The 26,185-nt window shown below is 61.8% G+C and carries 26 protein-coding genes and 1 pseudogene; 11 read left to right on the top strand and 16 right to left on the bottom strand.

Features of this window, described 5'->3' with window-relative positions; all coding sequences use genetic code 11:
• Window positions 1-129: 129 nt before the first annotated feature.
• On the bottom strand, window positions 130-1,056 hold the full coding sequence (locus tag P9292_RS20615; RefSeq protein ID WP_309961021.1) for a DMT family transporter: 927 nt from the start codon (window positions 1,054-1,056) through the stop codon (window positions 130-132).
• A 296-nt stretch (window positions 1,057-1,352) separates the two neighbouring features.
• Window positions 1,353-2,015: pseudogene (locus P9292_RS20610) on the bottom strand (VOC family protein); the annotation flags it as partial.
• Window positions 2,016-2,240: 225 nt separating this feature from the next.
• Between P9292_RS20610 and P9292_RS20605 the strand changes: the two are divergent.
• Entirely contained in the window at window positions 2,241-3,680 is a 1,440-nt protein-coding gene (locus P9292_RS20605; protein WP_309961019.1) for a PLP-dependent aminotransferase family protein, read from the top strand.
• A gap of 53 nt (window positions 3,681-3,733) precedes the next feature.
• On the opposite strand, the gene P9292_RS20600 is transcribed toward P9292_RS20605, so the two are convergent.
• Entirely contained in the window at window positions 3,734-4,306 is a 573-nt protein-coding gene (locus P9292_RS20600) for a Rhs element Vgr protein (protein ID WP_309961017.1), read from the bottom strand.
• A 187-nt stretch (window positions 4,307-4,493) separates the two neighbouring features.
• On the opposite strand from P9292_RS20600, the gene htpG reads away from it, so the two are divergent.
• Window positions 4,494-6,398 carry a molecular chaperone HtpG gene (gene htpG, locus P9292_RS20595; protein WP_309961015.1) on the top strand — a complete coding sequence of 635 codons (1,905 nt, stop codon included), beginning with the start codon at window positions 4,494-4,496 and terminating at the stop codon, window positions 6,396-6,398.
• A gap of 181 nt (window positions 6,399-6,579) precedes the next feature.
• Here the strand turns inward: htpG and P9292_RS20590 are convergent, their stop codons facing one another.
• Window positions 6,580-6,831 carry a hypothetical protein gene (locus P9292_RS20590; RefSeq protein ID WP_250492084.1) on the bottom strand — a complete coding sequence of 84 codons (252 nt, stop codon included), beginning with the start codon at window positions 6,829-6,831 and terminating at the stop codon, window positions 6,580-6,582.
• 124 nt (window positions 6,832-6,955) lie between these two features.
• Between P9292_RS20590 and P9292_RS20585 the strand changes: the two genes are divergently transcribed.
• The 6 genes from P9292_RS20585 to P9292_RS20560 all read left to right on the top strand — a co-directional run bounded on the left by P9292_RS20585 (window position 6,956) and on the right by P9292_RS20560 (window position 12,217).
• The gene (locus P9292_RS20585) at window positions 6,956-7,603 is read left to right on the top strand and encodes a chorismate lyase (protein WP_309961012.1); all 648 of its coding nucleotides are present in this window, start codon (window positions 6,956-6,958) and stop codon (window positions 7,601-7,603) included.
• A complete protein-coding gene (locus tag P9292_RS20580; protein WP_309961010.1) occupies window positions 7,600-8,082 on the top strand; it encodes a DNA-deoxyinosine glycosylase in 483 nt (160 codons plus the stop codon). Before P9292_RS20585 ends, P9292_RS20580 begins: the two co-directional genes overlap by 4 nt.
• Window positions 8,079-8,981, top strand: coding sequence for a spermidine synthase (locus P9292_RS20575; RefSeq protein WP_250508800.1), 903 nt, complete (start codon window positions 8,079-8,081; stop codon window positions 8,979-8,981). The genes P9292_RS20580 and P9292_RS20575 overlap by 4 nt, the downstream gene beginning before the upstream one ends.
• A 250-nt stretch (window positions 8,982-9,231) precedes the next feature.
• Entirely contained in the window at window positions 9,232-9,489 is a 258-nt protein-coding gene (locus tag P9292_RS20570) for a DUF3311 domain-containing protein (protein ID WP_244827500.1), read from the top strand.
• Window positions 9,489-11,039 carry a monocarboxylate uptake permease MctP gene (gene mctP / locus P9292_RS20565; RefSeq protein WP_244827999.1) on the top strand — a complete coding sequence of 517 codons (1,551 nt, stop codon included), beginning with the start codon at window positions 9,489-9,491 and terminating at the stop codon, window positions 11,037-11,039. Before P9292_RS20570 ends, mctP begins: the two co-directional genes overlap by 1 nt.
• 89 nt (window positions 11,040-11,128) lie before the next feature.
• Entirely contained in the window at window positions 11,129-12,217 is a 1,089-nt protein-coding gene (locus tag P9292_RS20560) for an FUSC family protein (RefSeq protein WP_309961007.1), read from the top strand.
• Between the two features lie 34 nt (window positions 12,218-12,251).
• Here P9292_RS20560 and P9292_RS20555 read toward each other — a convergent pair whose 3' ends face one another.
• From P9292_RS20555 to P9292_RS20525, 7 genes are all read right to left on the bottom strand, one after another.
• Entirely contained in the window at window positions 12,252-12,686 is a 435-nt protein-coding gene (locus P9292_RS20555; RefSeq protein WP_250464167.1) for a VOC family protein, read from the bottom strand.
• Window positions 12,687-12,883: 197 nt separating this feature from the next.
• Window positions 12,884-13,837 (bottom strand): transaldolase, encoded by a 954-nt coding sequence (gene tal, locus P9292_RS20550; RefSeq protein WP_244827503.1) that lies wholly within the window; start codon window positions 13,835-13,837, stop codon window positions 12,884-12,886.
• A 210-nt stretch (window positions 13,838-14,047) separates the two neighbouring features.
• The gene (locus P9292_RS20545; RefSeq protein WP_250464169.1) at window positions 14,048-14,353 is read right to left on the bottom strand and encodes an energy transducer TonB; all 306 of its coding nucleotides are present in this window, start codon (window positions 14,351-14,353) and stop codon (window positions 14,048-14,050) included.
• 1 nt (window position 14,354) lies between these two features.
• Window positions 14,355-15,557, bottom strand: coding sequence for a benzoate/H(+) symporter BenE family transporter (locus P9292_RS20540; protein ID WP_250508804.1), 1,203 nt, complete (start codon window positions 15,555-15,557; stop codon window positions 14,355-14,357).
• A 13-nt stretch (window positions 15,558-15,570) separates the two neighbouring features.
• On the bottom strand, window positions 15,571-16,746 hold the full coding sequence (locus P9292_RS20535; RefSeq protein ID WP_244827506.1) for a VWA domain-containing protein: 1,176 nt from the start codon (window positions 16,744-16,746) through the stop codon (window positions 15,571-15,573).
• A 25-nt stretch (window positions 16,747-16,771) separates the two neighbouring features.
• On the bottom strand, window positions 16,772-17,362 hold the full coding sequence (locus tag P9292_RS20530) for a GNAT family N-acetyltransferase (protein ID WP_309961004.1): 591 nt from the start codon (window positions 17,360-17,362) through the stop codon (window positions 16,772-16,774).
• Window positions 17,363-17,384: 22 nt separating this feature from the next.
• Window positions 17,385-18,227, bottom strand: coding sequence for a MoxR family ATPase (locus P9292_RS20525; RefSeq protein ID WP_244827508.1), 843 nt, complete (start codon window positions 18,225-18,227; stop codon window positions 17,385-17,387).
• A 397-nt stretch (window positions 18,228-18,624) separates the two neighbouring features.
• On the opposite strand from P9292_RS20525, the gene P9292_RS20520 reads away from it, so the two are divergent.
• Both P9292_RS20520 and P9292_RS20515 read left to right on the top strand, forming a co-directional pair.
• Window positions 18,625-18,990 (top strand): c-type cytochrome, encoded by a 366-nt coding sequence (locus P9292_RS20520; protein WP_061121774.1) that lies wholly within the window; start codon window positions 18,625-18,627, stop codon window positions 18,988-18,990.
• A gap of 96 nt (window positions 18,991-19,086) precedes the next feature.
• Window positions 19,087-19,467: a c-type cytochrome gene (locus P9292_RS20515; RefSeq protein WP_244827509.1), complete on the top strand. Its 381-nt coding sequence runs from the start codon at window positions 19,087-19,089 to the stop codon at window positions 19,465-19,467.
• Window positions 19,468-19,563: 96 nt separating this feature from the next.
• Here the strand turns inward: P9292_RS20515 and P9292_RS20510 are convergent, their stop codons facing one another.
• From P9292_RS20510 to rsxB, 3 genes are all read right to left on the bottom strand, one after another.
• Entirely contained in the window at window positions 19,564-19,995 is a 432-nt protein-coding gene (locus P9292_RS20510) for a DUF1841 family protein (RefSeq protein ID WP_250464171.1), read from the bottom strand.
• Between the two features lie 101 nt (window positions 19,996-20,096).
• Window positions 20,097-20,741: an endonuclease III gene (gene nth, locus P9292_RS20505; protein WP_309961002.1), complete on the bottom strand. Its 645-nt coding sequence runs from the start codon at window positions 20,739-20,741 to the stop codon at window positions 20,097-20,099.
• Window positions 20,738-21,658, bottom strand: coding sequence for an electron transport complex subunit RsxB (gene rsxB, locus P9292_RS20500; RefSeq protein WP_409015182.1), 921 nt, complete (start codon window positions 21,656-21,658; stop codon window positions 20,738-20,740). Before rsxB ends, nth begins: the two co-directional genes overlap by 4 nt.
• Window positions 21,659-21,919: 261 nt before the next feature.
• Between rsxB and P9292_RS20495 the strand changes: the two genes are divergently transcribed.
• Window positions 21,920-22,552, top strand: coding sequence for a TetR family transcriptional regulator (locus P9292_RS20495; protein WP_244828000.1), 633 nt, complete (start codon window positions 21,920-21,922; stop codon window positions 22,550-22,552).
• 112 nt (window positions 22,553-22,664) lie between these two features.
• Here P9292_RS20495 and P9292_RS20490 read toward each other — a convergent pair whose 3' ends face one another.
• Entirely contained in the window at window positions 22,665-23,936 is a 1,272-nt protein-coding gene (locus tag P9292_RS20490) for a polyhydroxyalkanoate depolymerase (RefSeq protein WP_250464175.1), read from the bottom strand.
• Window positions 23,937-24,283: 347 nt separating this feature from the next.
• Window positions 24,284-26,158: a glycoside hydrolase family 15 protein gene (locus P9292_RS20485; protein ID WP_309842184.1), complete on the bottom strand. Its 1,875-nt coding sequence runs from the start codon at window positions 26,156-26,158 to the stop codon at window positions 24,284-24,286.
• Between the last annotated feature and the right edge of the window lie 27 nt (window positions 26,159-26,185).

Raw genomic sequence — 26,185 nt, 5'->3', positions numbered from 1 at the left:
GTTTCCGGGGTTGACTACAACTGGCTGAAGCTGATCCTGAATCCGGCGGCAAAGTGCACGGCCGCCTGAAATGTCGATTATCGCCCAAGCGAACTTGCGTGCACGGTCTCGGGCTTTCGGCCTGGGTGCTTATCTTGCGCTGTTCGGGCTTGCCGCCGCAACGGGCAGCGGCGCCGCGCGCACCGCCGTCTTGCGCCCGAGCACGACTGTCACGATGACGGCGGTCGCGTAGAGCCACGTCGTCGCGCTCACCTGTTCGCCGAAGAAGAGCGCGGAGAATGCCATCGTGAAAAAAATCTGCAGCAATTGCACTTGTCCGACGCGCGCGATGCCGCCCATCGCGAGACCCGCGTACCACGCGAAGAAGCCGATGAACTGCGAGAAGAGCGTCACGTAACCGAACGCGAGCCACGTGCGTAAAGCGAGCGGCTCGGGATGAGCCGCGTGATGCGCCCACGCGAGCCAGCCGACCGGCAGCACGAGGAAGGGCGCCGATAGCACGAGCGCCCAGCAGATCACCTGCCATCCGCCCATCTGTCTGGCGAGCCGCGCGCCTTCCGCATAGCCGAGCGCGCCGATGCAGACCGCGACGAGCATCAGAAGATCGCCTGCCTGCAAGCCGCCGCCGCCCGTCTGCAAGGCGAACGCGATGACGATCGCGCTGCCCGCGATAGCGCTCACCCAGAAGAGTTTCGATGGCCGCTCGTGCGAGAGCCACGCGGCGTAGATCGCGACGCACAGCGGCTGCAAGCCATTGACCACGGCGCCGTGCGACGCAGGGACGGTTTTCATCGCCCAGGCGGAAAACACCGGAAACGCGACGATCACGCCAAGAGACACGACCGCGAGGCTCTTGATCTGCGGCCAGGACGGCCGCTTTTCGCGGCACCATGCAAGCAGCAAGGCGGCGGGCAGCGCGGCGACGAGCGCGCGCCCGAGCCCGTTCAGAAGCGGATGCACTTCCTGCACGACGATGCGCGTCATCGGCAGCGTGAGGCTGAAGATGACGACGCCGATCAGGCCGAGCAACATGCCTTCGGTTTCGCGGGTTCTCATCGTTCCATGTCTCCTTTGGGGCGGGCTCTTGGGCTCGCTGGTTAGTCGTCGTTGTCGTCGGTAGGTGCGGCGTCGGCATCGACCGTGGCTTGCTCATTCGTCTCGGCTTGCAGTTCGCGCGGATCGCTTTGCATGCTGGATGCACCGCTTTCTTCGGCAGACGAATCGCCATCCGACGCAACCGCCGCAGCCTTGTCTCGCACACGCCTTCGCTTGCCTGCCGCCTGCCGCGCCTGCTCGTTCGCAAGCCGCGCCGCCTCCACCGATTCCGCCGATTCGCCGAGCGTCACCATCGAGCCATCTGGCAGCTCGAAACGCGCGACGAGAGCGGGCGCGCCACGCGTTGGCTCGACTTGCATCAGATGCGCCGCGCCGAGCCATTCGAGCTGTTGCGCCACCGCATCCGCGTTCGGATGAAACCCCGTGAGCGATGCCAGCGCAATGCCCGTTTGCGGCAACGTATCGCTCGGATGACGCGGCGTATCCCATTGGATCAGCGCGGGCAACACGCCATCGCCCACGCCTTGCCACGCGGGGAACGCGCCGTCGTCCGGCACCGTCAGCCCCCACGTATTGCCGGAGCGCGACATTGCCACCACGGGCGCGATGCGTTCCGGATACTGCTCCTGCCAGCGCACGAGCGACTTCGGCCGATCCACACGAAGCACCCAGTGCACGAGCTGCGGACCGTCTTCGAGGCGACGCTGCAATGCCGGGTCGTCGAGCGCGAAGAGGCGCGGGCGCGATGTGGCGGGCGAAGGCGCGTCCGGATCGATTGCGATCACTTCGATATAAGCGCCGCCCCACAGGCTCAAGAGCCGGTTGTGCGTGCGCATGAGCGGATGCGCGCCACCGGGCGCGGTCTCCACGCCGAACTTCGCGGCGATGAATTGCGCGCCCTCGGCAAGCGTGCGCGCGGCAATCACGAGATGGTCGAGTTTCAGCGGATGAGCGGTCATGGCACAAGCCCGAAGCGTCAATACAGGGGCCGATAGCATAACCGCTCGCCCGCGCCGCCCGAAGCGCACGGTTACGGAAAGGATGCGCCATCCAGTGCAGCCCGAATGCAGAATGTAGCTGCTGCCACCAGAACAGTAACGGTACAATCGGCGGAATACTGTTCTGTACAGTTTTGAGCATATCGAACGCTTCGCCTGAACCGCACATCCGCCACGGAGGCCCGCATGTCCGTCCCGCTCGATCAGATTCCCGCTCCGCACGACGCCGCGCAGCTAACGCTCGTCGATCAGCTCGTGCAGTGGGGACGCCGCCGCATCGACGAACGGGTGTTCCGGCCGGGCATGCGCATGCCGTCCATCCGCAAGTTGGCAGTCGATAAAGGCGTGTCGCGCTTCACCGTGGTCGAGGCTTATGAGCGGCTCATCGCGCACGGCTATCTCGATTCGCGGCGCGGGTCGGGCTTCTACGTGCGCGACCGTATCGTGGCCGCCGCGAGCCCGGCGCCGGAGCAGGCGCCCGTGCAGAACGCGATCGACGTGGTCTGGCTTCTGCGCAACATGCTGCACAGTTCGAGCCCCGAGAAGGGGCCGGGGCTCGGCTATCTGCCGAACCGATGGCTCGACGGCGAGCTCATCACCAACGCGCTGCGCTCGATGAGCCGCATGTCCGGCGCGCAGATGCTCGGTATGGGCACGCCGCATGGTTTTCTGCCGCTGCGGCTGCAGTTGCAGACGCGTCTCGCGGAACTGGAGATCGGCGCGACCGAGCAGCAGATCGTAATGGTGTCGGGCATCACGCAGGCCATCGACCTGATTTCGCGCCTTTACGTCAAGCCGGGCGATGCGGTGATCGTCGGCGATCCCGCGTGGTTCCAGATGTTCGGCCGTTTCGCATCGCAGGGCGCGCGGCTCGTCGGCATGCCGTACACGCCGGATGGGCCCGATCTCGACGCGCTCGAATCGCTCGTCGCGACCTGGCGGCCGAAGATGCTGATCATCAACTCGGTGCTGCAGAACCCGACCGGCACGTCGCTCACGGCGGCGCAGGCGTTCCGCATCCTGCAACTCGCGCAGCAGTACGACTTCATGGTCATCGAGGACGATATCTACGGCGATCTGTGTGCGCCTTCGTATCCGGCAACGCGCCTTGTATCGCTCGATCAACTCAAGCGCGTAATTTTTCTCGGCAGCTTTTCGAAGACGCTCGCCGCGAATCTGCGCGTGGGCTATGTCGCCGCATCGGCGGAAGTGGCGAAGGCGCTCGCCGATCAGAAGATGCTCGTCGGCATGACGACGCCCGAACTCAACGAACGCGTGCTTTACAAGGTACTGACCGAAGGGCATTACCGGCGGCACGTCGAACGGCTGCGCGGGCGGCTCGACGCCGTGCGTGACAAGACCGCCCGCATGCTGGAAAAGACCGGTCTGAAGCTGTTCACGACGCCATCGGCCGGCATGTTTCTTTGGGCCGACACGGGTGTCGATTCGGAAAGTCTCGCGGCGGCGGGGCACGAAGCCGGCTTTTTATTGACGCCGGGCAGCCTGTTTTCGCCGAATCAGTCGCCCACTACGTGGATGCGCTTCAACATCGCCAACTGCGGCGATCCGGCGTTGCCGGAGTTGCTGGCGAGTCATCGGGAAAAGGCGGCGCGGCGGGGTTCCTAGGCGAGCGGCTCGGCTGAATGGTGTCGTGGAAAACCGCGCACCCCGGCCGCACGTCAACTCTCCCGACGCGGCCGATTCCGAAGACGAGGCAAATGCCGCCGGTCCGATGGCGCATTCAAAAACCCCGCCAGCACGTGCTCGAAGAGCGCAAGCGCACCCGGCATCAACCGATACCGACGCTCATAGAGCCGCGCCTGTCCGCTGCAAAACTTTAGCGCGTAATAGTCGGCAAGCAGGTTGCCTTGCGCTTCCATGTTGTAGTCCGCGAGACCTTTGTCGGCCGCGAGCGCATAGCGATAAGGCAGGCCGATACGAATCGCCCCGCGCAGCCTCACCCAATAGCCGAGCTGGAACTGCCACACATGCGTCATCTCGTGGATGAACCACATGCGCTCACCGAGGTCGCAGGCGGAGAAGTCGTGCTGGTAGCATGCGCGTGGAAAATAGAGGTTGCCGTTCGGCGACATCGCGGTGTGTCGCGGTTGCAGTCCGAACGGCAGATAGCCGCGAGCGTGAACGCGGACCGTCGAATAATCGATCGAAGCGCCGAACACGCACCGCGCCAGCGCGATCTCACCGGGCGTGAGCGGCCGTGCGCGTATCAAGGGCTTCGGCGTGTGAAACATGGTCGGGCGATCGGTCGTGCTAAAGCGTCATCCTAACCGGCTTTTCACCGGCCCTTGAAATAGCCCGTCCCGCCCATATATCGGACGAATTCTGCGCGTGTACGCGGCGCATGCCATGCAAGTGGCTTAAGATCGCACGCCGCGCATTCCGAACCGCATCTATAAAACTCAACCAGAGGACTCGACCATGGCGCAAGAAACCATGAGCTTTCAGGCGGAAGTGAAGCAGCTTCTGCAACTGATGATTCATTCGCTCTACAGCAACAAGGAAATCTTCCTGCGCGAGCTGATTTCAAACGCATCGGACGCGGCAGACAAGCTGCGCTTCGAGGCAATCGAAAACAGCGCGCTCTACGAGAACGATCCGGACTTGCGTATCCGCGTGTCGTTCGACAAGGCGGCGCGCACCGTCACCATCGACGACAACGGCATTGGCATGAGCCGCGAAGAAGCCATCTCGCATCTGGGCACGATCGCGCGCTCGGGCACGAAAGAGTTCTTCTCGAAGCTCTCCGGCGACCAGCAAAAGGACGCCGCGCTCATCGGACAATTCGGCGTGGGCTTTTACTCGGGCTTCATCGTCGCCGACAAGATCACAGTGGAATCGCGCCGCGCCGGTCTGCCGGCATCGGAAGGCGTGCGCTGGACGAGCGCGGGCGAAGGCGAGTTCGAAGTCGAGAATATTGAGCGCGCGCAACGCGGCACGACCATCACGCTGCATCTTCGTCCGGAAGAGGACGAACTGCTTTCGAGTCACAAGCTCAAGTCGATCATCCAGAAGTATTCGGATCACGTCGCGCTGCCCATCCTCATGAAGAAGGAAGAATGGGACGCCGAGAAGAGCGAGATGGTCGAGAAGGACGAAGACGAGACCGTCAATCAGGCGAGCGCGCTGTGGACGCGTAACAAGAGCGACATCACCGACGAGCAATACAAGCAGTTCTACCAGCATATTTCGCACGATCACGACGACCCGCTCGCGTGGACGCACAACCGCGTGGAAGGCCGCAGCGAATACACGCAACTATTGTATGTGCCGAAGCACGCGCCGTTCGATCTGTGGAACCGTGAACATCGCGGCGGCCTCAAGCTCTACGTGAAGCGCGTCTTCATCATGGACGATGCCGAGCAATTGCTGCCCGCGTATTTGCGCTTCGTGAAGGGCGTGGTCGATTCGGCCGATCTGCCGCTCAACGTCTCGCGCGAGATCCTGCAGGAAAGCCGCGACGTTAAGGCAATTCGCGAAGGCGTGAGCAAGCGCGTGCTGTCGATGCTGGAAGAAATCGCATCGTCATCGGCCGAAGCAACCGACGAAGCCGACCGAGAAAAGTACACGAATTTCTGGAAGGAATTCGGTCAGGTGCTCAAGGAAGGCATTGGCGAGGATTTCAGCAACCGGGATCGCATCGCGAAGCTGGTGCGTTTTGCATCGACGCATAACGACTCCGACGTGCAAAACGTCTCGCTCGCCGATTACGTCTCGCGCATGAAGCCCGAGCAGACGAAGATCTACTACGTCACCGCGGACAGCTGGCAGGCCGCGAAGAACAGTCCGCATCTGGAAGTGTTTCGCAAGAAGGGCGTGGAAGTGCTGTTGCTGACGGATCGCGTCGACGAATGGATGCTCTCCTTCCTCAACGAATTCGACGGCAAGCCGCTGGGGAGCGTCGCGCGTGGCGACCTCGATCTGGGCGCGCTGAACGACGAGGAAAAGCAGCAGCAGGAAAAGGTCGGCGAGGAATTCAAGCCGCTCGTCGAGAAGATGAAGGAAGCGCTCGAAGGCAAGGCCAAGGACGTGCGCCTGACCTTCCGCCTGACCGATTCGCCGAGCTGTCTCGTGGCCGACGAAGGCGACATGAGCGGCTACCTGCAACGCATGCTGAAGGCAGCGGGGCAGAACGCACCGAAGATGGAGCCGATTCTCGAAGTGAACCCGGAACATCCGCTGGTGAAGGCGCTGCAGACCGATGGCGCGAATTTCGCGGATTGGTGTCATCTGCTGTTCGATCAGGCGTTGCTGGCCGAAGGCGGATCGCTGGAAGATCCGGCGAGTTTCGTGAAGCGGACGAATGCGTTGTTGTTGGCGCGTTGAGGTCGAGAGTTGGTTGTTGAGGTGAAGGACGCGCCGCCGAGTGAACGGCGGCGCGTTTTTTTTGCGGCTACGACTTCTTGGCCCGCTCTGGCACGGAAGCGGACTGAAGCGTTGTCGTTAGCGCGCTTGAAGTCTCGACCTTTGGATGCGCGCTGCCGGAACGGACCGGCAGCGTGTATTTTTACTTGCGCTCCTTGTTGGACTGGGCGAGCACGGAAGCAGCTAGCGTCTTCGTTTCCTTCGAATACTTCGGGCTTTTCAGCACTTCGCTTGCCTTGTGCTCCATCGCGCCGCTTGTTTGCTTCGCGCTATGGGCCTGTGATAGAGCCGACGCGGCAAGACTCTTTTTGATCTCCGATGCTTTCGGATCATGAAGCGTCTCGGATGCCAAATGCGCCACCTTGTTCGACGTCTGCTTTGTGTTTTTAGACATTTAGATATCCTTTTATAAATGCGCTGATCGTGAAATCCACGGTCTGCAATTCAGTGTGCTGCGTTGCGCGCCGCCATTCCATACGATTTGTCCGAAGGGCAAGCGCGGTTTTATAATCAATGCCATGCTGACCTGCACCGATCCCGTCGACCGCCATTGGCGCAGCGCGCCGCTCGCATCGCTTACGGGGCATCAAAAAGACTGGCTCACACGCGGCGGCTCCCTGACCGCGCACTTGCGCGCGCTAGGACAAGTCACTGTGGAAGTGACGCGCGAATGCGTCGCCGCGCCGTGGCTTGACGAATGGCAATCGCTCGGCGTCACGCCGCGCACGCCAGTGTGGACGCGCGAAGTCGCGTTGAAGGTCGATGGCGTCGCAGTTGTAGTCGCGCACAGCATCGTCGCGCTGTCGCACAGCACGGGCATCTGGCAATCGATGCGCCGCCTGCGCACCCGCCCGCTCGCCGAACTTCTCTACAGCGACAGCAGCGTGTCCCGTTCCGTACTCGCAAGCCGCGTCGTCACCGCGCGGCATCCGCTCCATGCGCTGGCCTTGCGCGAAACGCCGCCCGGACATGCTCTGCACGCGCGCCGCTCGGTATTCCTGCGCCACGGCGCGCCGCTCATGGTCACCGAATGCATGCTCGATGCGCTCTGGGCCCGGCTCGCGGAATCGGCAAGACCGCGGGGTGTTCATCATCGTGAGCATGCGCGGGCGTTCGAGCACCTGAGTTCGCATGCAAAGCGCGTCGCGGACGAGAAAGCCCGATGACGCTGACCGGATTCGCGCCCGTGGCCGACCGCGCCACGCATACGCTGATTCTTGGCAGCTTTCCGGGCGTCGCATCGCTGACGGCGACGCAGTACTACGCGCATCCGCGCAATCAATTCTGGCGGCTCGTGGGCGCGGTGATCGGCGAACCGCTGCATGAATTCAGCTACGAGGAACGTCTGCAACGCCTGCTCGCTCATCGGATCGGCTTATGGGACGTGCTCGCCGCATGCGAGCGCCAGGGCAGCCTCGACAGCGCAATCCGCAACGCCGCCGCGAACGACTTCCACGCATTTCACACGCGCTTTCCCGCGCTCGGGAAAGTCTGCTTCAACGGCAAGACTTCGGGCCGCTTCGAAGCGCAGGCGAGCGCCGCGGGTTACGCGACGCTCGTGCTGCCTTCGTCGAGCGCGGCCAATGCTATGCTCTCGTTCGACCAAAAACTGCGCGTCTGGCGCGACATTCTCAGCACACAATGAAGAATCTGATCAAGCGCGCATCCGCCGAAGCACGCGCGTTCGGCCGCAACAAGGACGCGGCGAAACAGGACCGCCGCCGCATCAAGGGCGATGACGACGATCTCGCCAACGCGCCGCGCATCGACGCGCCGCGTAAGCCGCGCTTCGCGCCCGTGACGTTCTCGGAAGAGGGCGGCGTGCGTTATCTGCACTTCGGCACTGAATGGATCCAGGGCGCGATGCGCATCAAAAAGCCCGATCACCTCGAACTCGAATACGCGCAGCAGATGATGGCGTGGCTGCTTTTCATCGAGACGCCGGCGCGCATCGTGCAACTCGGGCTCGGCTCGGCCGCGCTCACCAAGTTCTGCTATCGCTTCCTGAAACGCGCGCAAGTCGAAGCGGTCGAGTTGAATCCGGCGGTCGTGATCGCCGCGCGCGCCATGTTCGAGCTTCCGTACGACGACGCGCGCCTCACCGTCACCGAACGCGACGCGTGGGAGTTCGTCAACGACCGCGCGAACCACGGCACCATCGGCGCGCTGCAGATCGATATCTACGACGCCAGCGCGCGCGGTCCCGTGCTCGACAGCGTGTCGTTCTATCGCGCGTGCCGGGCGTGTCTCACACCGGATGCGGGCGTCGTCACGATCAACCTGTTCGGCGATCACCCGAGCTTCGTGCGCAACATGCGGCATCTGAACGAGGCATTTGCCCATCGCGTGATCGCGCTGCCGGAAGTACACGACGGCAACCGTATCGCGCTCGCCTTCGCCGGTCCCGCGCTAGACGTGCCGTTCGCCGCGCTCGAAGCCCGCGCCAGGCTGATCGAAGCGCAACTCGGCCTGCCCGCGCGCAAGTGGGTAAAAGGCCTGGCTGAAATCGCGAAGCTGCCGATGACCGGTTCGTTCGCCATCTGATCCTCGGTTCCGCTCCAGCCAATCCAGGCAGGCGATCCCGGCGATTTTTACGATCTCATTTCTTATCAGGGGATTAGTCGGGATTCCCCCTGCTTGACCCGCGTTTTTCGGTCCATATACTCCTCCTGTTATTTCGGGGCGCTTTCAGCGGCGTGCCATGCAAGATGGCAACCGGCCTTTCGAGCGAGCGACCGACCGTCCTCGCCTGGCCGCGGCCAAAGCGAATGCTCAAAACAATAGGGAGACCGTCATGGCTCACGAAGCTGCGACCGGCACAGGACAACCACGCAACAAGCATTGGCTCTGGCTTCTGATCCTTCCATGGATCGGCGTGGTTTGGGTGCCGTTTTACAACAAGATCGAGCCGGTTCTGTGGGGCTTTCCGTTTTTTTACTGGTATCAGTTGCTGTGGGTGCTAATCAGCGCGGTCATCACGGCCGTCGTCTATAAGAAGACCAAGGCGCTGTCCTCGGGTCGTGCCACGCCCCGACAAGGAGCCCCGCGATGATGAATCTCACCGCGACTTTCGTCTTCGTCCTGTTCTTCGTCGGCGTGACGATTCTAGGCTTCATCGCCGCGCACTGGCGCAAGGGCGATCTCGGCCAGCTCGACGAATGGGGCTTGGGCGGCCGGCGCTTCGGAACCGTCGTCACGTGGTTCCTGCTCGGCGGCGATCTCTACACCGCGTACACCTTCGTGGCCGTGCCGGCGCTCGTGTTCGGCGCGGGCGCGACGGGCTTTTTCGCGCTGCCTTACACCATCCTGATCTATCCGTTCGCCTTCGTCGTGTTTCCGAAGCTGTGGAGTATCGCGAAGCGGCACGGCTACGTAACCGCCGCCGACTTCGTGCATGCACGCTACAACAGCCGCATGCTCGCGCTGGCGATCGCCGTGACGGGTATCGTCGCGACCATGCCGTATATCGCGTTGCAACTCGTGGGCATCGAAGTGGTGATCGGCGCGCTCGGCTTTTCGACGCAAGGATTGCTCGGCGACATGCCGCTCATCATCGCGTTCGCGATTCTCGCGGCCTACACGTACACCTCGGGCCTGCGCGCGCCCGCGATGATCGCCGTGGTGAAGGACGTCCTGATCTACATCACCATCATCGCCGCGATGATCATCATTCCCGCGCAGCTCGGCGGCTTCGGGCACATCTTCGGGGTCGTGCCGCCCGCCAAGCTGCTCTTGAAGGCGCCCGATACCGCGAGCCTCAACGGCTACAGCGCGTACGCGACGCTCGCGGTGGGTTCGGCGCTCGCGCTGTTCCTGTATCCGCACTCGGTGACGGCGATTCTTTCGTCGAACTCGGGCAACACCATTCGCCGCAACATGGCACTGTTGCCCGCGTACTCGCTCGTGCTCGGGCTGCTCGCGCTGCTCGGCTACATGGCGCTTGCCTCGGGCGTGAAGGACATGCCGGAATACGCGTCGTACTTCAAGGCCTATGGCGCGAACTTCGCCGTGCCGGCGCTCTTTCTGCATTACTTCCCGTCGTGGTTCGTGGGCGTGGCGTTCGCGGCCATCGGCATCGGCGCGCTGGTGCCCGCGGCGATCATGTCGATCGCGGCGGCCAACCTCTACACGCGCAATGTGCATCGCGAGTTCGTCAACCGGTCGATGACGCCCGAGCAGGAAACCAACGTCGCCAAGCTCGTCTCGCTGATCGTGAAAGTGGGCGCGGTGGTGTTCATTCTCGCGCTGCCGCTCACTTATGCCATCCAGTTGCAACTGCTCGGCGGCATCTGGATCATCCAGACGCTTCCCGCGCTCGTGCTCGGTCTCTATACGCGCGTGCTGGATCATCGCGGTCTGCTGATCGGCTGGGCGGTGGGTATCGGCACGGGTACGTGGATGGCCGTATCGCTGCAACTCAAGGGCTCGATCTTCACCGTGCATATGTTCGGCTACGCCGTGCCGGGCTATGCGGCGGTGTGGGCGTTGATCGTCAATCTCGTGGTGTCCATCGTCGTGAGCCTGCTGGTACGCGCGCTCGGCCTCAAACGTTCGGATGACCGTACACGTCCGGAAGATTATCTGGACATCGTGGAAGGTTGATCGCGCGATTCCTCCGCGTTTGATACCCTGAACGCCCGTAACCGCCTTCCGGCTGTTGCGGGCGTTTCGACTTCGGACCACGAGCGACCATGCCCTTACAGACTTCCGTGTCACCCCGGCGCATGCAGGCAAGGCGGCTCATGCACGGGCTCGCTTCGCCGTATTTTCGATACCGGCATGCGAACGTGATCCACGCGGTGCGCGTCGCGCTCGGCATGGCAACCTCGTTTCTGGTGACGACCGGCATCAACGTCCCGCATGGCGTGTGGGCGTCGGTGTCGCTGCTGGTCGTGATCGGCGGCTTGCAGCACTACGGCAATATCCGCAAGAAAGCCGTTGAACGGGCACTGGGTACGGCGCTCGGCGCGGGCATCGGCCTCTTTCTGATCCTCGTGCATGCGCTGTTCGGCTCGCTCCTGCTGTTTTTCTTTCTAATGTCCCTGTTCGCGGGCGCGTGCGCCTACTACGCAATCGGCAAGGCGGGCTATGTCGCGCTGCTGACCGCGATCACAATGGTCATCGTCTCCGGTCATGGCGATCTTTCCTTCGATGTCGGGCTGTGGCGCACGGCCAATGTGATGATCGGCATTGCCATCGCGCTGGCGTTCTCGTTCGTGCTGCCGCAGTACGCAACGTATTCGTGGCGCTATCGGCTGGCGGACAACCTGCGCGAATGCGCGCGGCTTTACGGCGCATTGCTCGATGGCAAGCCGCTGTTGCCCGAGGAAACCACGCGGCGCTTTCTTGCGATGAGCCAGCGTCTCGTGCAGGCGCGCGGCTTGATGGAATCGGTCGCAAAGGAAACACATGTGCCAATTGCGCGGCTAGAGGAGATTCAGCGCCTGCATCGTTCGATCCTGGCGGCACTGGAAATGCTGGCTTCGTCGGCGGGGGAGAATTTCGGCATTGACTGCACGCCGCGTGAGCAGGAGGCGCGGCACAAGCTGCTGCGCATGTCGCGCGCGCTGCGTTTCGGGCGCGTGGGTCTTTTGCACCGAAGCGTGGACCTGACCGTATTCACGCCGATGCCAGGAGAAGCGAATGAAAGTGATTTATCGACGCAGGGCATGCACTGGCTCGCCATGCGTTTTGCGGAGCAGGTGGAACGCCTGCGCTTGCGACTGAGTGAGATCGAGCGGCAGTGGAACATAGAAGGCGCACGGCCGCTCAACGATTGACTGTGCTCGTCTCGCGCCTTCAGTGAGCGGGCTGTCACGCCTGCGCGGGTGCTTCCTCGGTGGTATTGACCACGTTGATGAGCCAGGGCACGCCGAAACGATCCTTCAGCATGCCGAAGCCTGCCGTGAAGAACGTGGCCTGCCACGGGGTCAGCACTTCGCCGCCTTCGACGAGCTGGTTGAACATGCGCTCGCCGGAAGCCGCGTCGTCGGCGGCGATGGACAGCGTGAAGCCCTGATAAGCCTTCGACGGCTGACCGAACTGGCCGTCCGACACCATGATGGCGTTAGGTCCCACGCTGAAGAGCGCGTGCATGACCTTGTCCTGCCATTCGGGCGGAACGCTCGCGCTGTCGGGCGTGTCGCGAAAGCGGATCAGCGCATGAATCTCCGCGCCGAGTGCGGTTTGGTAGAGAGCGAGCGCGTCCGCGCAGTCGCCGTTGAAGAACACATAAGTATCGAGTTGCATGACTGACTTTTTAAGCTCTTACGTTTTGCCTCAGAGCCTCGCAGTCTATTGCAACGCGCGTTTATGGAAACTGGGAAAAGGTCAATTTAGGTCAAAATAAACGGGAATAGTGCGTTTACAGAAACACTGACCCATGACAACAAAATGGCGCAGTGCAAGTGCGCCATTTGTTGTACTGCATTGGGGAAGCGCCCGGCTTATTGAAGCGCGGTAATCAGCTTTTCGAGCTTGATTGCATCGGCAGCGAACGCGCGAATACCTTCCGCGAGTTTTTCGGTGGCCATGGCGTCGTCGTTGACGAGGAAGCGGAAGGTCGGCTCATCGACGCTGATCTTCTCGACGTTCTCGTTCTTGACCGAATCCGCGGAGAGCTTGCGCTCAACCTTCTCGTCGCTGTCGGCGAGTTTCTTCAGGAGATCGGGGCTGATGGTCAAAAGATCGCAACCCGCGAGTTCCGTGATCTGGCTCACTGTGCGGAAACTCGCGCCCATGACTTCCGTCTTGTAGCCGAACTTTTTGTAGTACGCGTAGATGCGGCGCACCGACTGCACGCCCGGATCGTTAGCGCCGCCCATTTTCGCTTCGTCCCATTCGGCGCCCGCCGACTTCTTGTACCAGTCGTAGATGCGGCCGACGAACGGCGAGATCAGTTGCGCACCGGCTTCCGCGCACGCGACGGCTTGCGCCAGCGAGAACAAGAGCGTCATGTTGCAGTGGATGCCTTCCTTTTGCAGCACCTCGGCCGCGCGGATTCCTTCCCACGTGGACGCCAGCTTGATCAGCACGCGGTCCTTCGAGATGCCCGCTGCGTCGTACAGCTTGATGATTTCGTGTGCCTTGTCGATCGAGCCTTTGGTGTCGAACGAAAGGCGTGCGTCGACTTCGGTCGATACGCGGCCCGGAATGATCTTCAGAATCTCGGTGCCGAACGCGACGAGCAGATTGTCGATGATCTGACCCATCGGCTTGTCCTTGTGCTCCTTGACGGTCTTCTCGAGCAGCGGCTTGTAGTCGTCCTTCTGCACGGCCTTCAGGATCAGCGACGGATTGGTCGTGGCGTCCTGCGGTTTGAACGCGACGAATTGCTGGAAGTCGCCGGTATCGGCGACGACGGTGGTGTATTGCTTGAGCTGGTCGAGAGCGGATGTCATGTCGAGTTGTCGGCGCAATGCGCCTTGTCAATTGCGGTGGCCCGCGGTTTGCCCTTGAACGCGACGCCGCATGCGATGCTTCGGCTGCGGCGCGCCCCTGATTTCTGACTTCATCATTCTAGTCCCGCGCACGGGTTTCACGCTTGAAAGCGCGCACGCGGCATGCCCGGCTTCGACCGGAGCTGCACGGCACGGTTCCTTACAGCGCGGTCACTCGATGCTGTACGCCAGCTCGTGCCAGCGCCGCACCGTGCCTGAACCGATCTGCCCGCGTGGAAAGCGCATGGCGCGTACTTCCTTGAGGGCGCGCGCGTCCTTGGCCGTATCGCCGCAACTTTTTTTGAGCACGACATCCTGGACGGTGCCGGTGTCGTCGAGCAGGACGCGAACGATCGTCTTGCGCTTTGTCGCGCCGGCGGAGATGCCGCGCGCCAGTAATTTGTCGATCAGAGACATGACGGTGATGCAGAAGTAGTTGCAATGTCTCGGCCAGATAATGCCGGCCGATACCGTCATTTTAGGCGCTCGGCCGGCGCGCATTAAGGATCAGATGCGTCACGACGCCCGCGATTAAACCCCAGAATGCGGAGCCGATCGACAGCAGGGTCAGCCCGGAAGCCGTCACCATGAACGTGACGAGCGCCGGCTCGCGCTGGCGCACGTCGTGCATGGCGTTGGCGAGTCCGCTCATGATCGAACCGAAAAGCGCGAGCGCCGCGACCGAAACGACCAGCGCTTTCGGGAACGCCGCGAACAGCGCCGCAATGGTCGCACCGAACGTGCCCGCGACGAGATAGAAGACGCCGCACCAGACCGCCGCCGTATAACGCTTGTCGCGATTTTCATGCGCTTCGCGGCCGGTGCAGATGGCGGCCGTGATCGCCGCGAGATTGACGCCGTGCGAGCCGAACGGCGCGAGCAGCAAGGAAGCGATGCCGGTGGTCGAAATGAGCGGCGCGGAAGGCGTGTCGTAGCCGTCGGCGCGCAAGACGGCGATGCCCGGCACGTTTTGCGAGGCCATCGCCACGATGAAGAGCGGAATGCCGATGCTCACGATTGCCGAGACGGAGAACGACGGCATCGTGAAAACGGGGTGTGCGAGCGCCACATGGAAGCGCGAAAAGTCGAGCAGTCCGAGCGAACCCGCGACGGCGATTCCGGCGATGAGCGTCGCCGGAATGGCGTAACGCGGCGCCAGGCGCTTGGCGATGAGGTACGTGAAGAACATCACTAGCACGAGCGCCGTCTGCATTTGCGCCGCTCGAAAAATCTCGATGCCGATTTCGAACAGAATGCCCGCAAGCAAGGCTGCGGCGATGCCCGACGGAATGCGCTTCATGAGCGTGTCGAACCAGCCCGTCACGCCGACCGCGGTCAGGAGCACCGCGCACACGATGAACGCCCCGATCGCCTCGCCATACGCCACGTTCGGCAGCGACGAGATGAGCAAGGCCGCGCCCGGCGTCGACCACGCGACGACGATAGGCGCGCGATAGCGCAGCGACAAGCCGATCGTGCACAGCGCCATGCCGATGGAAAGCGCCCAGATCCACGACGAAATCTGCGCGTCCGACAGATGCGCGGCCTGGCCCGCCTGGAACATCAGCACGAGCGAACTGGTGTAGCCGGTCATCATCGCGACGAAGCCGGCGACGATGGCGGAAAGGGAGGTATCGGCAAGCGGGCGAAGCGGGGCGGGCGTGGAGGAAGAGACGTTCATGCGTGGTGGATGGTTATTTGGACAGCGCGCGCATCGCGCTTTCGAGGCCTGCCATGGTGAGCGCGTACATGCGGTTGCCGAGGACATGGCGGATCGCGGAAACGGACTGGCGATATTCCCACAGCCGCTCGGGCTCCGGGTTCAGCCACGCATGATGCGGAAACTGATCGGCAAGACGCCGCAGCCACACCGCGCCGGCTTCGGCGTTGTTGTATTCGACCGAGCCGCCCGGTTGCAGCACTTCGTAGGGACTCATGGTGGCGTCGCCGACGAAGATCAGCTTGTAGTCCGGCGTGAATTTATGCAGCACGTCGAAGGTCGGCGTGCGTTCGGCATGCCGGCGCCGATTGTTTTTCCACAGATAGTCGTACACACAGTTGTGGAAGTAAAAGAACTCGAGATGCTTGAACTCGGCCTTCGCCGCCGAAAAAAGCTCTTCGACGCGCTTGATGTGATCGTCCATGGAGCCGCCGACATCGAGCAGCATCAGCACTTTCACTTTGTTGTGGCGCTCCGGCACCATCTTCAGATCGAGCCAGCCGGCGTTGGCTGCCGTGCTGCGAATGGTGTCGGGCAAATCGAGTTCGTCCGCGGCGCCTTCGCGCGCGAAGCGGCGCAAGCGTCGCAAGGCGACCTTGATGTTGCGCGTGCCGATTTCCACCTGATCGTCGTAATCGGCATAGGCGCGCTCGTTCCACACCTTGACCGCGCTGCGCTCGCCGGGCGAATCGCCGCCAATGCGGATGCCTTCCGGGTTGTATCCGCCATGTCCGAATGGCGACGTGCCGCCCGTGCCGATCCACTTGTTGCCGCCTTCGTGGCGGTCCTTTTGCTCGTCGAGCAGTTCCTTCAGGCGCTCCATCAGCTTGTCGATACCGCCCATTGCCTCGATGCGCTTTTTCTCTTCCGGCGTGAAGTCGCGTTCGAGCCGCTTCTTGAGCCAGTCGAGCGGAACCTCGAAGGCTTCGTCGGGCAACTCGGTGATGCCATGAAAGTACGCGCCGAACGCGCGGTCGAACTTGTCGAAGTACTTCTCGTCCTTGACGAGCGCCATGCGCGCGAGGAAATAGAACTCGTCGAGCGAGGGCGAGATGACCTGGGCCTTCAGCGCTTCGAGCAAGGTCAGGTATTCCTTGACCGAGACGGGCAGCTTCGCGTCGCGCAGCGAGTAGAAAAAGTCGATCAGCATGGCGCGCTCTCCATAGCGAGGTGAATCAGCGGTCGAGCCGATACTTCAGATGCGCGCGCACCGCGGGCCATTCCGACTGAATGATCGAGAACACGACGGTATCGCGCAACACGCCGTCGCGTCCTATCTGATGGTTGCGCAGAATGCCGTCTTGCTTCGCGCCAAGCCCCGCAATGGCTGCACGCGAGCGGTGATTCATGAAATGCGTGCGGAACTCGACGGCGATCGCATCGAGCCTTTCGAAGGCATGCGTGAGCAGGAGCAGCTTGGCTTCGGTGTTGAGCGCGGTGCGCTGCACGCGCTTTGCATACCACGTATGGCCGATTTCCAGCCGCCGATGCGTTTCGTCGACCGCGAAATAGCGCGTGGAACCGACGACATCGCCAGTCTTCGCATCGATCACCGCGAAGGGATGCGCGCCAAGACGGTCGCGCATGTCGAGCGCTGTATCGATATATGCGCGCGTCTTGTCGAGCGACGGCACGAAGGTGTACCAGAGTTTCCACAACTCGCCGTCGGAAGCAGCGACCGTGAGCGCGGCTTCATGTTCGACGGTGAGCGGCACGAGCTTGACGTGCTCGCCTTCGAGCGTGACGGGTTCGATCCAGCGGCTCATGCGTGCTTTTTCCAGGGCTTGGTTAGCGGTTGTTGCGGTTCATGAACAGAAGCCGCTCGAATAGCGCGACGTCCTGTTCATTCTTCAGAAGCGCGCCGTGCAGCGGCGGCACGATCTGCTTTTGATCAGTCGAGCGCAGTGCTTCAGGCGGGATGTCGTCGGCGAGAAGCAGCTTCAGCCAGTCGAGCAGCTCGGAGGTGGACGGCTTCTTCTTCAGGCCCGACACGTTGCGCAGTTCGAAGAAGCTCTGCATCGCGGCGGCGAGCAACTCCTGCTTGATGTCCGGGTAATGCACTTCGACGATTTCTTTCATCGTCTGCGCATCCGGGAACTTGATGTAGTGGAAGAAGCAGCGGCGCAGGAACGCGTCGGGCAGTTCCTTCTCATTGTTCGACGTGATGATGACGAGCGGGCGATGCCGCGCCTTCACGAGTTCCCGCGTCTCGTAGACATAGAACTCCATGCGGTCGAGTTCGCGCAGCAGGTCGTTCGGAAACTCGATATCGGCCTTGTCGATCTCATCGATCAGGAGCACCGTCTGTCGATCCGCTTCGAAGGCCTGCCACAGCACGCCCTTGACGATGTAGTTGCGGATGTCCTTCACGCGCTCGTCGCCGAGTTGCGAGTCGCGCAGGCGCGAGACGGCGTCGTATTCGTAGAGGCCTTGCTGGGCCTTGGTGGTCGACTTGATATGCCATTGCAGGAGCGGCATGCCGAGCGCGCTTGCCACTTCCTCGGCAAGCATGGTCTTGCCGGTGCCGGGTTCACCCTTGATGAGGAGCGGGCGTTGCAGCGTCACCGCGGCGTTCACCGCGAGTTTGAGGTCGTCGGTCGCGACGTATTGCGATGAGCCTTCGAAACGCATGACGAAGTCCGGTGAGGAAAAAAATCCCAGTATAAGTCAGAAGACCTTTTGGCATCGGGGCTTGCCGGGGTATCGTGTGAGCCGCTTCAGGCACGCCGGAGCACGCGCGCCGGCCCTGCATCCGAAGTCGGGTGAAGTCAATCGGAATGTTTGTGCAGGGACCAATTGTCGCAGGCGGGTTGGCTGCTTTTCAGCCGATTCCCCTTGTCAGCAGGGCTTTCGCGCGATCTCCCCTTGTGGACGGTGGGGAGGTCGCGCGGTACAATTAGCCCGATTTTTTTGGCCTGCGTGGCTAAATAGCGAAAACAGTCCCGAGAAGGTTGTGATGCGCTCGGCGCGGCCTTGGCCCCAGGCGGTAGAAGCGCGCCGGATTTCCCCTCATGCTAGGTTAGAAGCTATGAACAATTTTGTCGGCAAATGTGCCGTGATTGCAGCGCTGTCGGGTCTTGCCGGCTTCGCGACCCAGGCGTCGGCCGACGTCGTGGGCAACGCAAAGGCCGCTGAGGGCAAGGTCGCGATGTGCATCGGCTGCCACGGCATACCCGGCTATCGCACGGCGTATCCCGAAGTTTATGAAGTGCCCATGCTCGGCGGTCAGAACGCGCAGTACATCGCCAATGCGCTGCATGCCTACAAGAAGGGCGACCGCCACTTCGACACCATGCGCGCCATCGCGACTACCTTGTCCGATCAGGACATCGCCGATATTGCCGCGTACTACGCCGCGCAAACTCCCCAATCGAAGAACAATCCCGACAAGTGATCCGTGCTGTTTAGCGTTTGACTCGATGCGACGCGCGCGCACTCATGCGCCGACGTCGATACGGCAATCCGGTATTGCATGGACACAGGAGAATTCATGATGCCCTCTCAGGCACTCCACACAAGCTTCAAGGCGGCATGCGCGGCAGCGGCGCTCATCGGCATGGCGGCGTTGAATGTTGCGCACGCGGCGGACGTCGGCAACGGCAAGGCACTGTCCGAGAGCCACAATTGCTCGGCCTGCCACGGCCCTAACCTCAATAAACCAGTGAGCGGCGAGTATCCGCGTCTCGCGGGTCAGCATGCGAGCTATATCTACTGGGCGCTCCGGCAGTATCAGATTGGCGGCGGAAATCCGAATTTCGGCCGCAACAACGCCATCATGGCGGCGCAGGTGCAGAACCTGTCGCAGAGCGACCTGAAGGATCTCGCGGCTTATATCGAATCGCTCGATGGCAACCTCGTGCTGAAGAAGTAAGCGCGCTTCGGTTCGTTCGCATCAAACGAAACACCCCGCATCGAGCGGGGTGTTTTGCTTTGTCGCGCGGCTTCGAAGATGTTTAGTCCGGCGAAGTTAGTCCTTTGAAGCTCGACGCTCGATGAGCGCGAGGTATGCGTCGGTATCTGGCGGCGTGTTGCTGCGCTGCGCTTCCCAGATCACCTGCCCGAGGCATTCCATGATGGCGTGCTGCGCCTCGTGCGTGGAACCGAGCCGCGCGGCCAGTCGCTCGTGCGCTCGACGAATGCCAGGCGGCTGATCGATCGACAACTGTTCGGTGATCGCAAGATGCATCGACAGATGCAGAAACGGGTTGCTCTGGCCGCGATCGGGCGAATAGTCCGCGCCTTGTGCTTCAGGATCGATGAGCGCGTCGTGATATTCCGGATGCTCGCGCATCCAGTCGGCGGCCATGCTTTCGAGCGGCGTGAGAATTTCGCTCGCGCGCTCCTTGCGCCAGGTTTCGGTGAAGAACTGACGAACTTCGTCGCGGCTAGGGTTGAACATAAGGTATTGATTCGATTGCGGGATTCAGACCGCTATTGTAGAGCTTGGGGTGGGGGTTCTGCTTGAGCGCTGGGGCAATTGGCGCTTGGCTGCCCGGCGGTTCAAACCACCGGCGCCGGCGTCTTCGGCCGATATTCGCAAAGCGGCTCGATCGCGCAATGCCAGCACTCCGGCACGCGCGCCTTGCAGACGTATCGCCCATGCAGGATCAGCCAGTGATGCGCGTGCTGCAAAAATTCAACCGGGACATACTTCTCCAGCGCGGTTTCGACCGCCCGCACGTCCTTGCCCGGCGCCAGTCCCGTCCGATTGGCGACGCGAAAGATATGCGTGTCGACGGCAATGGTCGCTTGCCCGAACGCAATATTCAGCACGACATTCGCTGTCTTGCGTCCGACGCCTGGCAGCGCTTCGAGCGCCTCGCGATTGTCGGGCACCTCACCGCCGTGTTGCTCGATCAACATCCGGCACGTCGCGATCACGTTCTTCGCCTTGGTCCGATACAGCCCGATCGTGCGGATAAAGTCCGTCACGCCTTCCTCGCCGAGCGCAAGCACTTTCCCAGGCGTGTTGGCGACGGGGAACATCTTGCGCATCGCCTTGTTGACGGAGACATCGGTGGCTTGCGCCGAGAGCATCACGGCGATCAACAGTTCGAATGGCGTCGTGTATTCGAGCTCCGTCTTCGGCTCCGGGTCGATGCTTTGCAACGTTTCGAAGATGGCGCGGCGCTTTTTGGCGTTCATCGGGAGTTCGGGGGATCGTTGTTCGCGTCTTCCTGCATGGCGAGCTGCCGGCGGCGCTCCTCGGCGGCATCGATCTGCGCTTGCACGGCGGGGCTCACGTTGTCCGTGTTCTTCGGGCCGGTGCCTGCGCGCGCCATCTCTTCCTTCTTCTTGCGTGCGCGGTCGAGCGCGGCCTGAATGATCGCGCGTTTCCTGGCTTCGGGGTCGTCGGCTTGCACGGCGGCGCTTACGGCTGCTTCGGGCTGTGCGGAAGATGCCGCCGCTTGCGCCCGACGCGCCGATGCACGCGCTTCGGCCGCCGCGCGCTCACGTTCGTCGCGCGCCACGCGCCGGTCATGACGCTCGCGCGCCGCGTCGGCTTCCGGTTGAGACCACGCATTCCAGCCGGTGGCGTCGCCGGTCACGGGAATCATCGCGATGCAATCGACGGGGCAGGGCGGCACGCATAGATCGCAACCCGTGCACAGTTCGGGGATGACCGTATGCATCTGCTTCGCCGCACCGACGATTGCATCGACAGGGCACGCCTGCATGCAAAGCGTGCAACCGATGCACGCGTTCTCGTCGATCACGGCAACGGGACGCGGACGTTCGACGCCATGCGTGGTGTCGAGCGCAATCACGGGCTTGTCGAGCAATCGAGCGAGCCGCGCGATGCCTTGTGCGCCGCCTGGCGGGCACTGGTTGTAGTTTGCATCGCCCGCGGCGATGGCTTCCGCATAAGGCCGGCAGGCGGGATAGCCGCACTTGGTGCACTGGGTCTGCGGCAGCAAATCTTCAATGCGCTCGGCGAGCGTCTTTGAAACGATAACGGTCACGAAGGGGTCGCGATATGGCTTGGGGAGTCGAGGCAGGGAGGAGCGCAAGAACGGCTCGACCACAATCAAACACGTATGACGGTTGCTCGCTGCCTGCATTCGGCGCGCTTATTCCGCTTTTGACGACGGTACGCGCTCGGGTTTAGGCGTCATTATCGCCGAAGTCGCAAATAGTCGTGCTGCGAACGCTTAATCCCAATTGCCAATGACGTGGCGATGTGCGCATAATCAAAGCGCTTTATCGTTTGACCGCAGGACGGTGTTCCCCAATAACCATGGGCAGCGCCCGTTCACGTCATGTACCCAAACGCGGGCCGCGTGACGCTCATCCGGACAACGCGGCTCCTGAATCATGCCACCATGAATCAGCCGAAAATCAAAAGAGATCCTGAAGGCACCCGTCGCCGTATCCTGCTGGCTGCTGCAGAAGAGTTTGCAGCGGGAGGACTGTTCGGCGCGCGCGTCGATCAGATCGCGCGCCGGGCCGAAACCAATGAACGCATGCTCTATTACTACTTCGGCAGTAAGGAGCAGCTTTTCACGGCAGTGCTTGAACACGCCCTCGGCTCGCTGGTGGAAGCCGAGCGCACGCTCGACCTCGACGGCGTGGCGCCCATCGAGGCCATCACGCGCCTTGCCCATTTTGTCTGGGATTACTACCGCGATCATCCGGAATTGCTGAGGCTGATCAACAATGAAAACCTGCACGAGGCGAAATACATCAAGAGCTCGAATCGCACGCGCGAACTGATCTCGCCCATGCTCGAAACGGTCACCGCAATTCTGGATCGCGGCCAGAAAGCGGGGCTTTTTCGAAACGATGTCGACCCGTTGAAGTTCTATATCACGCTGTCGGGGCTCGGCTACTACATCGTATCGAATCGATTTACGCTCGAAGCCACATTTGGACTCGACTTTAGCGAAACGTCGCAGCGCGAACAAATGGTGCGGATGAATACGGAATTGCTGCTCGCGTTTTTGACGCGTCGTTAATCGTCTGACACGCGGCCAATAAAAAGTCGCGCCTGGAAACGGGCGCGACTTTTTCGTCTTTTACGGAACCGGTTCTATGAACCGGCGCGTAGTCGAACTCGGTCACTGAATCTCAGGCCGGCACGGCTTCCTTCTTCGGCGCCTTGTCGTGTTCGAGAATGAACTCGCGCAGTTGCGGATACACCATCGTGCGCCAGCGGCGTCCGGAGAAGATGCCGTAGTGACCAGCTTTTTCCGCCGTGAAGTGCCGCTGATTCTGCGCGGGAATGCCCGTGCAGAGATCGTGCGCGGCGCGTGTCTGACCGCTACCGGAGATGTCGTCCAGTTCGCCTTCAATGGTGAACAGGGCCGTCGCCGTGATGTCTTGCGGGCGCACGCGCTCGCCGTTCACGTCCCACGTGCCTTCGGCAAGACGGAACTCCTGGAACACGATACGGATGGTCTCCAGGTAATACTCGGCGGCCATGTCGAGCACGGCGTTGTACTCGTCGTAGAAACGGCGATGCTGCTCGGCGTCGTCGTCGTCGCCGCGAAGAAGGTTCTGATAGAAGTCCCAGTGCGCGGTAAGGTGGCGCTCTGGATTCATCGCGACGAATCCCGCGTGCTGCAAAAAGCCCGGATACACCTTGCGGCCCACGCCCGGATAATTCGCCGGCACCGTATAGATGACGTTGTTCTCGAACCACTCGTAAGAGTGCTCGTTGGCGAGCGAATTGACCGATGTCGGGCTGCGGCGCGCGTCGATCGGGCCGCCCATCATGGTCATGGTGCGCGGCGTGTCCTCGCCGCGGCTCGCCATCAGCGAAATGGCGGCAAGCACCGGCACGGTCGGCTGACACACCGAAATGACATGCAGGTCCTTCGCACCGATATGACGGATGAACTCCTGAATGTATTCGACGTAATCGTCCAGATGGAACGCGCCATTTTCGACCGGCACCATGCGCGCGTCCAACCAGTCGGTGATGTACACCTTATGGTCTTGCAAAAGCGTGTTCACGGTATCACGCAAGAGCGTTGAATGGTGCCCGGAAAGCGGCGCGCACACCAGCACGATAGGCTCGTCCTTCAGCTTGGTGACGGTGGCGCTGTCGTCGGCGAAGCGCTTGAAGCGCAGCAGACGGCAAAACGGCTTTTCGACAACCGTCTGCTCGACGATCGGAATGTTATGGCCGTCCTTCACGATCTGGTGAATGTCGAACTGCGGCTTTTCGTAATCTTTGCCGAGCCGGTACAGCAATTCGTAGCCGGCGGCAAAACGGCTCGCGCCGGGAACATAGGAAAGCGGGCTCGCCGGATTCACAAACGACTTCGATGCGGCCTGGGCCCAGGCGGTGAGGGGCGACAACATGGCCCGCTGAACTTCGTGGATTTGGTAGAGCATGGTTGCCCCGTGAAAAACCGGTCTGCGTGTCGATCCCGGCAAGACTTCCGGCGATCAGGCTCAACGACGCTCGATAATCCCCGCGTGCGGCGGGCTGTCGCCGCACGCGAGGCACTGTCTCTTCCCTTACTACAAACGTCTGATGCTTGATACTGGGCAACTTCTGGGCATTTAACGACACGCCCGGTTCGGAGCTTGAGCCGAAGCAGAATTTTCCGCGCAACAAACGCACGATTCCACTAAACGGTTAAAAATACCAGCTTTTGCTTCGCTACGCGCAACAGTTAAATTTTGTGCGTTGCACCAATCTTAACTGCATGGCATTCGTATTCCAAACACGACTTTGCCTATTTCTTGGCCATCGCGGCTTCCAGTGCTGGATTTGCCTTGAGATTTCCGTCTTTCGAGTCACCAGCAGGTTGACCCGTCGCTTCGGCCATCTCTTCTTCGTGCCGCATCAGATTCATGCCGGTGTGCACCAGCGCCACGTGCGTGAACGCCTGCGGAAAGTTGCCAACCATGCGCTTCGCTATCGTGTCGTACTCCTCGGCCAGAAGGCCTACGTCGTTGGCGAGGCTGGCGAGACGCTCGAACATCTGATGCGCCTCATCGAGCCGTCCTTGCAGCGCGAGGTTGTCGACCAGCCAAAAGCTACAAGCCAGAAACGTGCCTTCTCCAGGCGGCAGACCATCGGCGACTTCGGTCGTGTGATAGCGCTTGACCAGCCCATCGTGCGTCAGAGTGGTTTCGATTGCATGTACGGTTCCGGCCACTCGCGGATCATCGGGCGGCAAAAAGCCGAGCAATGGGATCAAAAGAAGGCTCGCATCGAGCGCATCGCCGTCATACGTCTGCGTGAACGAATTGATTTGCGGATTCCAGCTTCTCGCGCAGACGGCGGCATGCACGCGCGCGCGCATCTCGCGCCAATGATCCACCGGACCTTCCAGATCGAACTTTTCCGCCGATTGAATAGCGCGGTCGTAGGCCACCCACGCCATCACCTTGGAGAACGTGAAGTGCTTGCGGCCGCCGCGCACTTCCCAGATGCCTTCGTCGGGCATCTCCCAGACGGTGTCCAGGTGCTGAAGCATGGCGCACTGGATCGACCATGCGGTTTCGTCGCTTTGCAGGCCACCGACGCGCGCGAGATGCAACGCGTTCATCACTTCGCCATAGACGTCGAGCTGCAACTGATTGACCGCGCCATTGCCGATGCGCACCGGTTGTGCGCCTTCGTAGCCCGGCAGCCAGGGAATCTCGTATTCGGGCAGACGCCGCTCGCCCGCGATGCCGTACATGATCTGCACCTGATCGGGCGAACCCGCCATCACGCGGCCCAGCCACGCGCGCCAGGCGCGGGCTTCGTCGTAGTAGCCGCCGCGCATCATCGCGAGCAGCGTGATGGTCGCGTCGCGCAGCCAGCAATAGCGATAATCCCAGTTGCGCGTGCCACCGAGCTGTTCGGGTAGCGACGTTGTCGGCGCGGCAACGATGCCACCGGTCGGCTCATACGCCAGCGCCTTGAGCGTAATGAGCGAACGGCGTATGGCGCTGGCCCACTTGCCCTTGAGTTCACTTTGGCTAGACCATTCGCGCCAGTAATTTTCGGTGCGTGCAAGTTGCGTGTGTGGATCGTGCGCGGGCGGCAGCCGCAAATGCGATTGCGAATAGCACAGCGAAAAGGGCACGCGTTCGCCCGCGCCAACGTCGAAGTACGCGGTCGTGCGCATGTTCTCGCCGACGAGATCCACGGGCGTACGCAGCACGGCGAGATCGGGACCGGCAATCGCGCGAATGCCGCTTGCGTCGGGCAGGCGGCTGACCCACGGAATCGCCGAGCCGTAGTCGAAGCGCAGCACCAGTTCCATCTTCATGCGCACCGAGCCGCGTTTGCCCACGACGATGCGCACCAGTTCCGAATGACCGTTGCGCGAAGGCATGAAGTCGACGATCGTCACCGCGCCATCGGGCGTCTCGAAGTCGGTTTCAAGGATCAGCGTGTCTTCGCGATAACGACGCCGGATGACCGGCGCTTTACCGTCGGGCATTTCCGGCGCGAGCAGCCATCGGCCATGTTCGGGTGTGCCGAGCAACGCCGAAAAACACGAGGCTGAGTCGAAGCGCGGCCAGCAGAGCCAGTCTACGGAACCGTCACGGGAAATAAGTGCTGCGGTGTGGCCGTCGCCGACCATGGCGTAATCTTCGATCAATGCTGGCATGCGGACATCTTCCTGCTGGCGGCGCCC

It is taken from the genome of Caballeronia sp. LZ001 (assembly GCF_031450875.1).
In the GTDB taxonomy this organism is placed as follows: Bacteria; Pseudomonadota; Gammaproteobacteria; order Burkholderiales; family Burkholderiaceae; genus Caballeronia.
This window is presented reverse-complemented; position numbering and strand designations above follow the sequence as displayed.

Excerpts from the sequence above, each read along its gene's own strand:
- P9292_RS20615 (WP_309961021.1), bottom strand. The coding sequence starts at position 1,056 with ATGAGAACCCGCGAAACCGAAGGCATGTTGCTCGGCCTGATCGGCGTC.
- P9292_RS20605 (WP_309961019.1), top strand. The coding sequence starts at position 2,241 with ATGTCCGTCCCGCTCGATCAGATTCCCGCTCCGCACGACGCCGCGCAG.
- P9292_RS20600 (WP_309961017.1), bottom strand. The coding sequence starts at position 4,306 with ATGTTTCACACGCCGAAGCCCTTGATACGCGCACGGCCGCTCACGCCC.
- htpG (WP_309961015.1), top strand. The coding sequence starts at position 4,494 with ATGGCGCAAGAAACCATGAGCTTTCAGGCGGAAGTGAAGCAGCTTCTG.
- P9292_RS20590 (WP_250492084.1), bottom strand. The coding sequence starts at position 6,831 with ATGTCTAAAAACACAAAGCAGACGTCGAACAAGGTGGCGCATTTGGCA.
- P9292_RS20585 (WP_309961012.1), top strand. The coding sequence starts at position 6,956 with ATGCTGACCTGCACCGATCCCGTCGACCGCCATTGGCGCAGCGCGCCG.
- P9292_RS20580 (WP_309961010.1), top strand. The coding sequence starts at position 7,600 with ATGACGCTGACCGGATTCGCGCCCGTGGCCGACCGCGCCACGCATACG.
- P9292_RS20575 (WP_250508800.1), top strand. The coding sequence starts at position 8,079 with ATGAAGAATCTGATCAAGCGCGCATCCGCCGAAGCACGCGCGTTCGGC.
- P9292_RS20570 (WP_244827500.1), top strand. The coding sequence starts at position 9,232 with ATGGCTCACGAAGCTGCGACCGGCACAGGACAACCACGCAACAAGCAT.
- mctP (WP_244827999.1), top strand. The coding sequence starts at position 9,489 with ATGAATCTCACCGCGACTTTCGTCTTCGTCCTGTTCTTCGTCGGCGTG.
- P9292_RS20560 (WP_309961007.1), top strand. The coding sequence starts at position 11,129 with ATGCCCTTACAGACTTCCGTGTCACCCCGGCGCATGCAGGCAAGGCGG.
- P9292_RS20555 (WP_250464167.1), bottom strand. The coding sequence starts at position 12,686 with ATGCAACTCGATACTTATGTGTTCTTCAACGGCGACTGCGCGGACGCG.
- tal (WP_244827503.1), bottom strand. The coding sequence starts at position 13,837 with ATGACATCCGCTCTCGACCAGCTCAAGCAATACACCACCGTCGTCGCC.
- P9292_RS20545 (WP_250464169.1), bottom strand. The coding sequence starts at position 14,353 with ATGACGGTATCGGCCGGCATTATCTGGCCGAGACATTGCAACTACTTC.
- P9292_RS20540 (WP_250508804.1), bottom strand. The coding sequence starts at position 15,557 with ATGAACGTCTCTTCCTCCACGCCCGCCCCGCTTCGCCCGCTTGCCGAT.
- P9292_RS20535 (WP_244827506.1), bottom strand. The coding sequence starts at position 16,746 with ATGCTGATCGACTTTTTCTACTCGCTGCGCGACGCGAAGCTGCCCGTC.
- P9292_RS20530 (WP_309961004.1), bottom strand. The coding sequence starts at position 17,362 with ATGAGCCGCTGGATCGAACCCGTCACGCTCGAAGGCGAGCACGTCAAG.
- P9292_RS20525 (WP_244827508.1), bottom strand. The coding sequence starts at position 18,227 with ATGCGTTTCGAAGGCTCATCGCAATACGTCGCGACCGACGACCTCAAA.
- P9292_RS20520 (WP_061121774.1), top strand. The coding sequence starts at position 18,625 with ATGAACAATTTTGTCGGCAAATGTGCCGTGATTGCAGCGCTGTCGGGT.
- P9292_RS20515 (WP_244827509.1), top strand. The coding sequence starts at position 19,087 with ATGATGCCCTCTCAGGCACTCCACACAAGCTTCAAGGCGGCATGCGCG.
- P9292_RS20510 (WP_250464171.1), bottom strand. The coding sequence starts at position 19,995 with ATGTTCAACCCTAGCCGCGACGAAGTTCGTCAGTTCTTCACCGAAACC.
- nth (WP_309961002.1), bottom strand. The coding sequence starts at position 20,741 with ATGAACGCCAAAAAGCGCCGCGCCATCTTCGAAACGTTGCAAAGCATC.
- rsxB (WP_409015182.1), bottom strand. The coding sequence starts at position 21,658 with ATGCAGGCAGCGAGCAACCGTCATACGTGTTTGATTGTGGTCGAGCCG.
- P9292_RS20495 (WP_244828000.1), top strand. The coding sequence starts at position 21,920 with ATGAATCAGCCGAAAATCAAAAGAGATCCTGAAGGCACCCGTCGCCGT.
- P9292_RS20490 (WP_250464175.1), bottom strand. The coding sequence starts at position 23,936 with ATGCTCTACCAAATCCACGAAGTTCAGCGGGCCATGTTGTCGCCCCTC.
- P9292_RS20485 (WP_309842184.1), bottom strand. The coding sequence starts at position 26,158 with ATGCCAGCATTGATCGAAGATTACGCCATGGTCGGCGACGGCCACACC.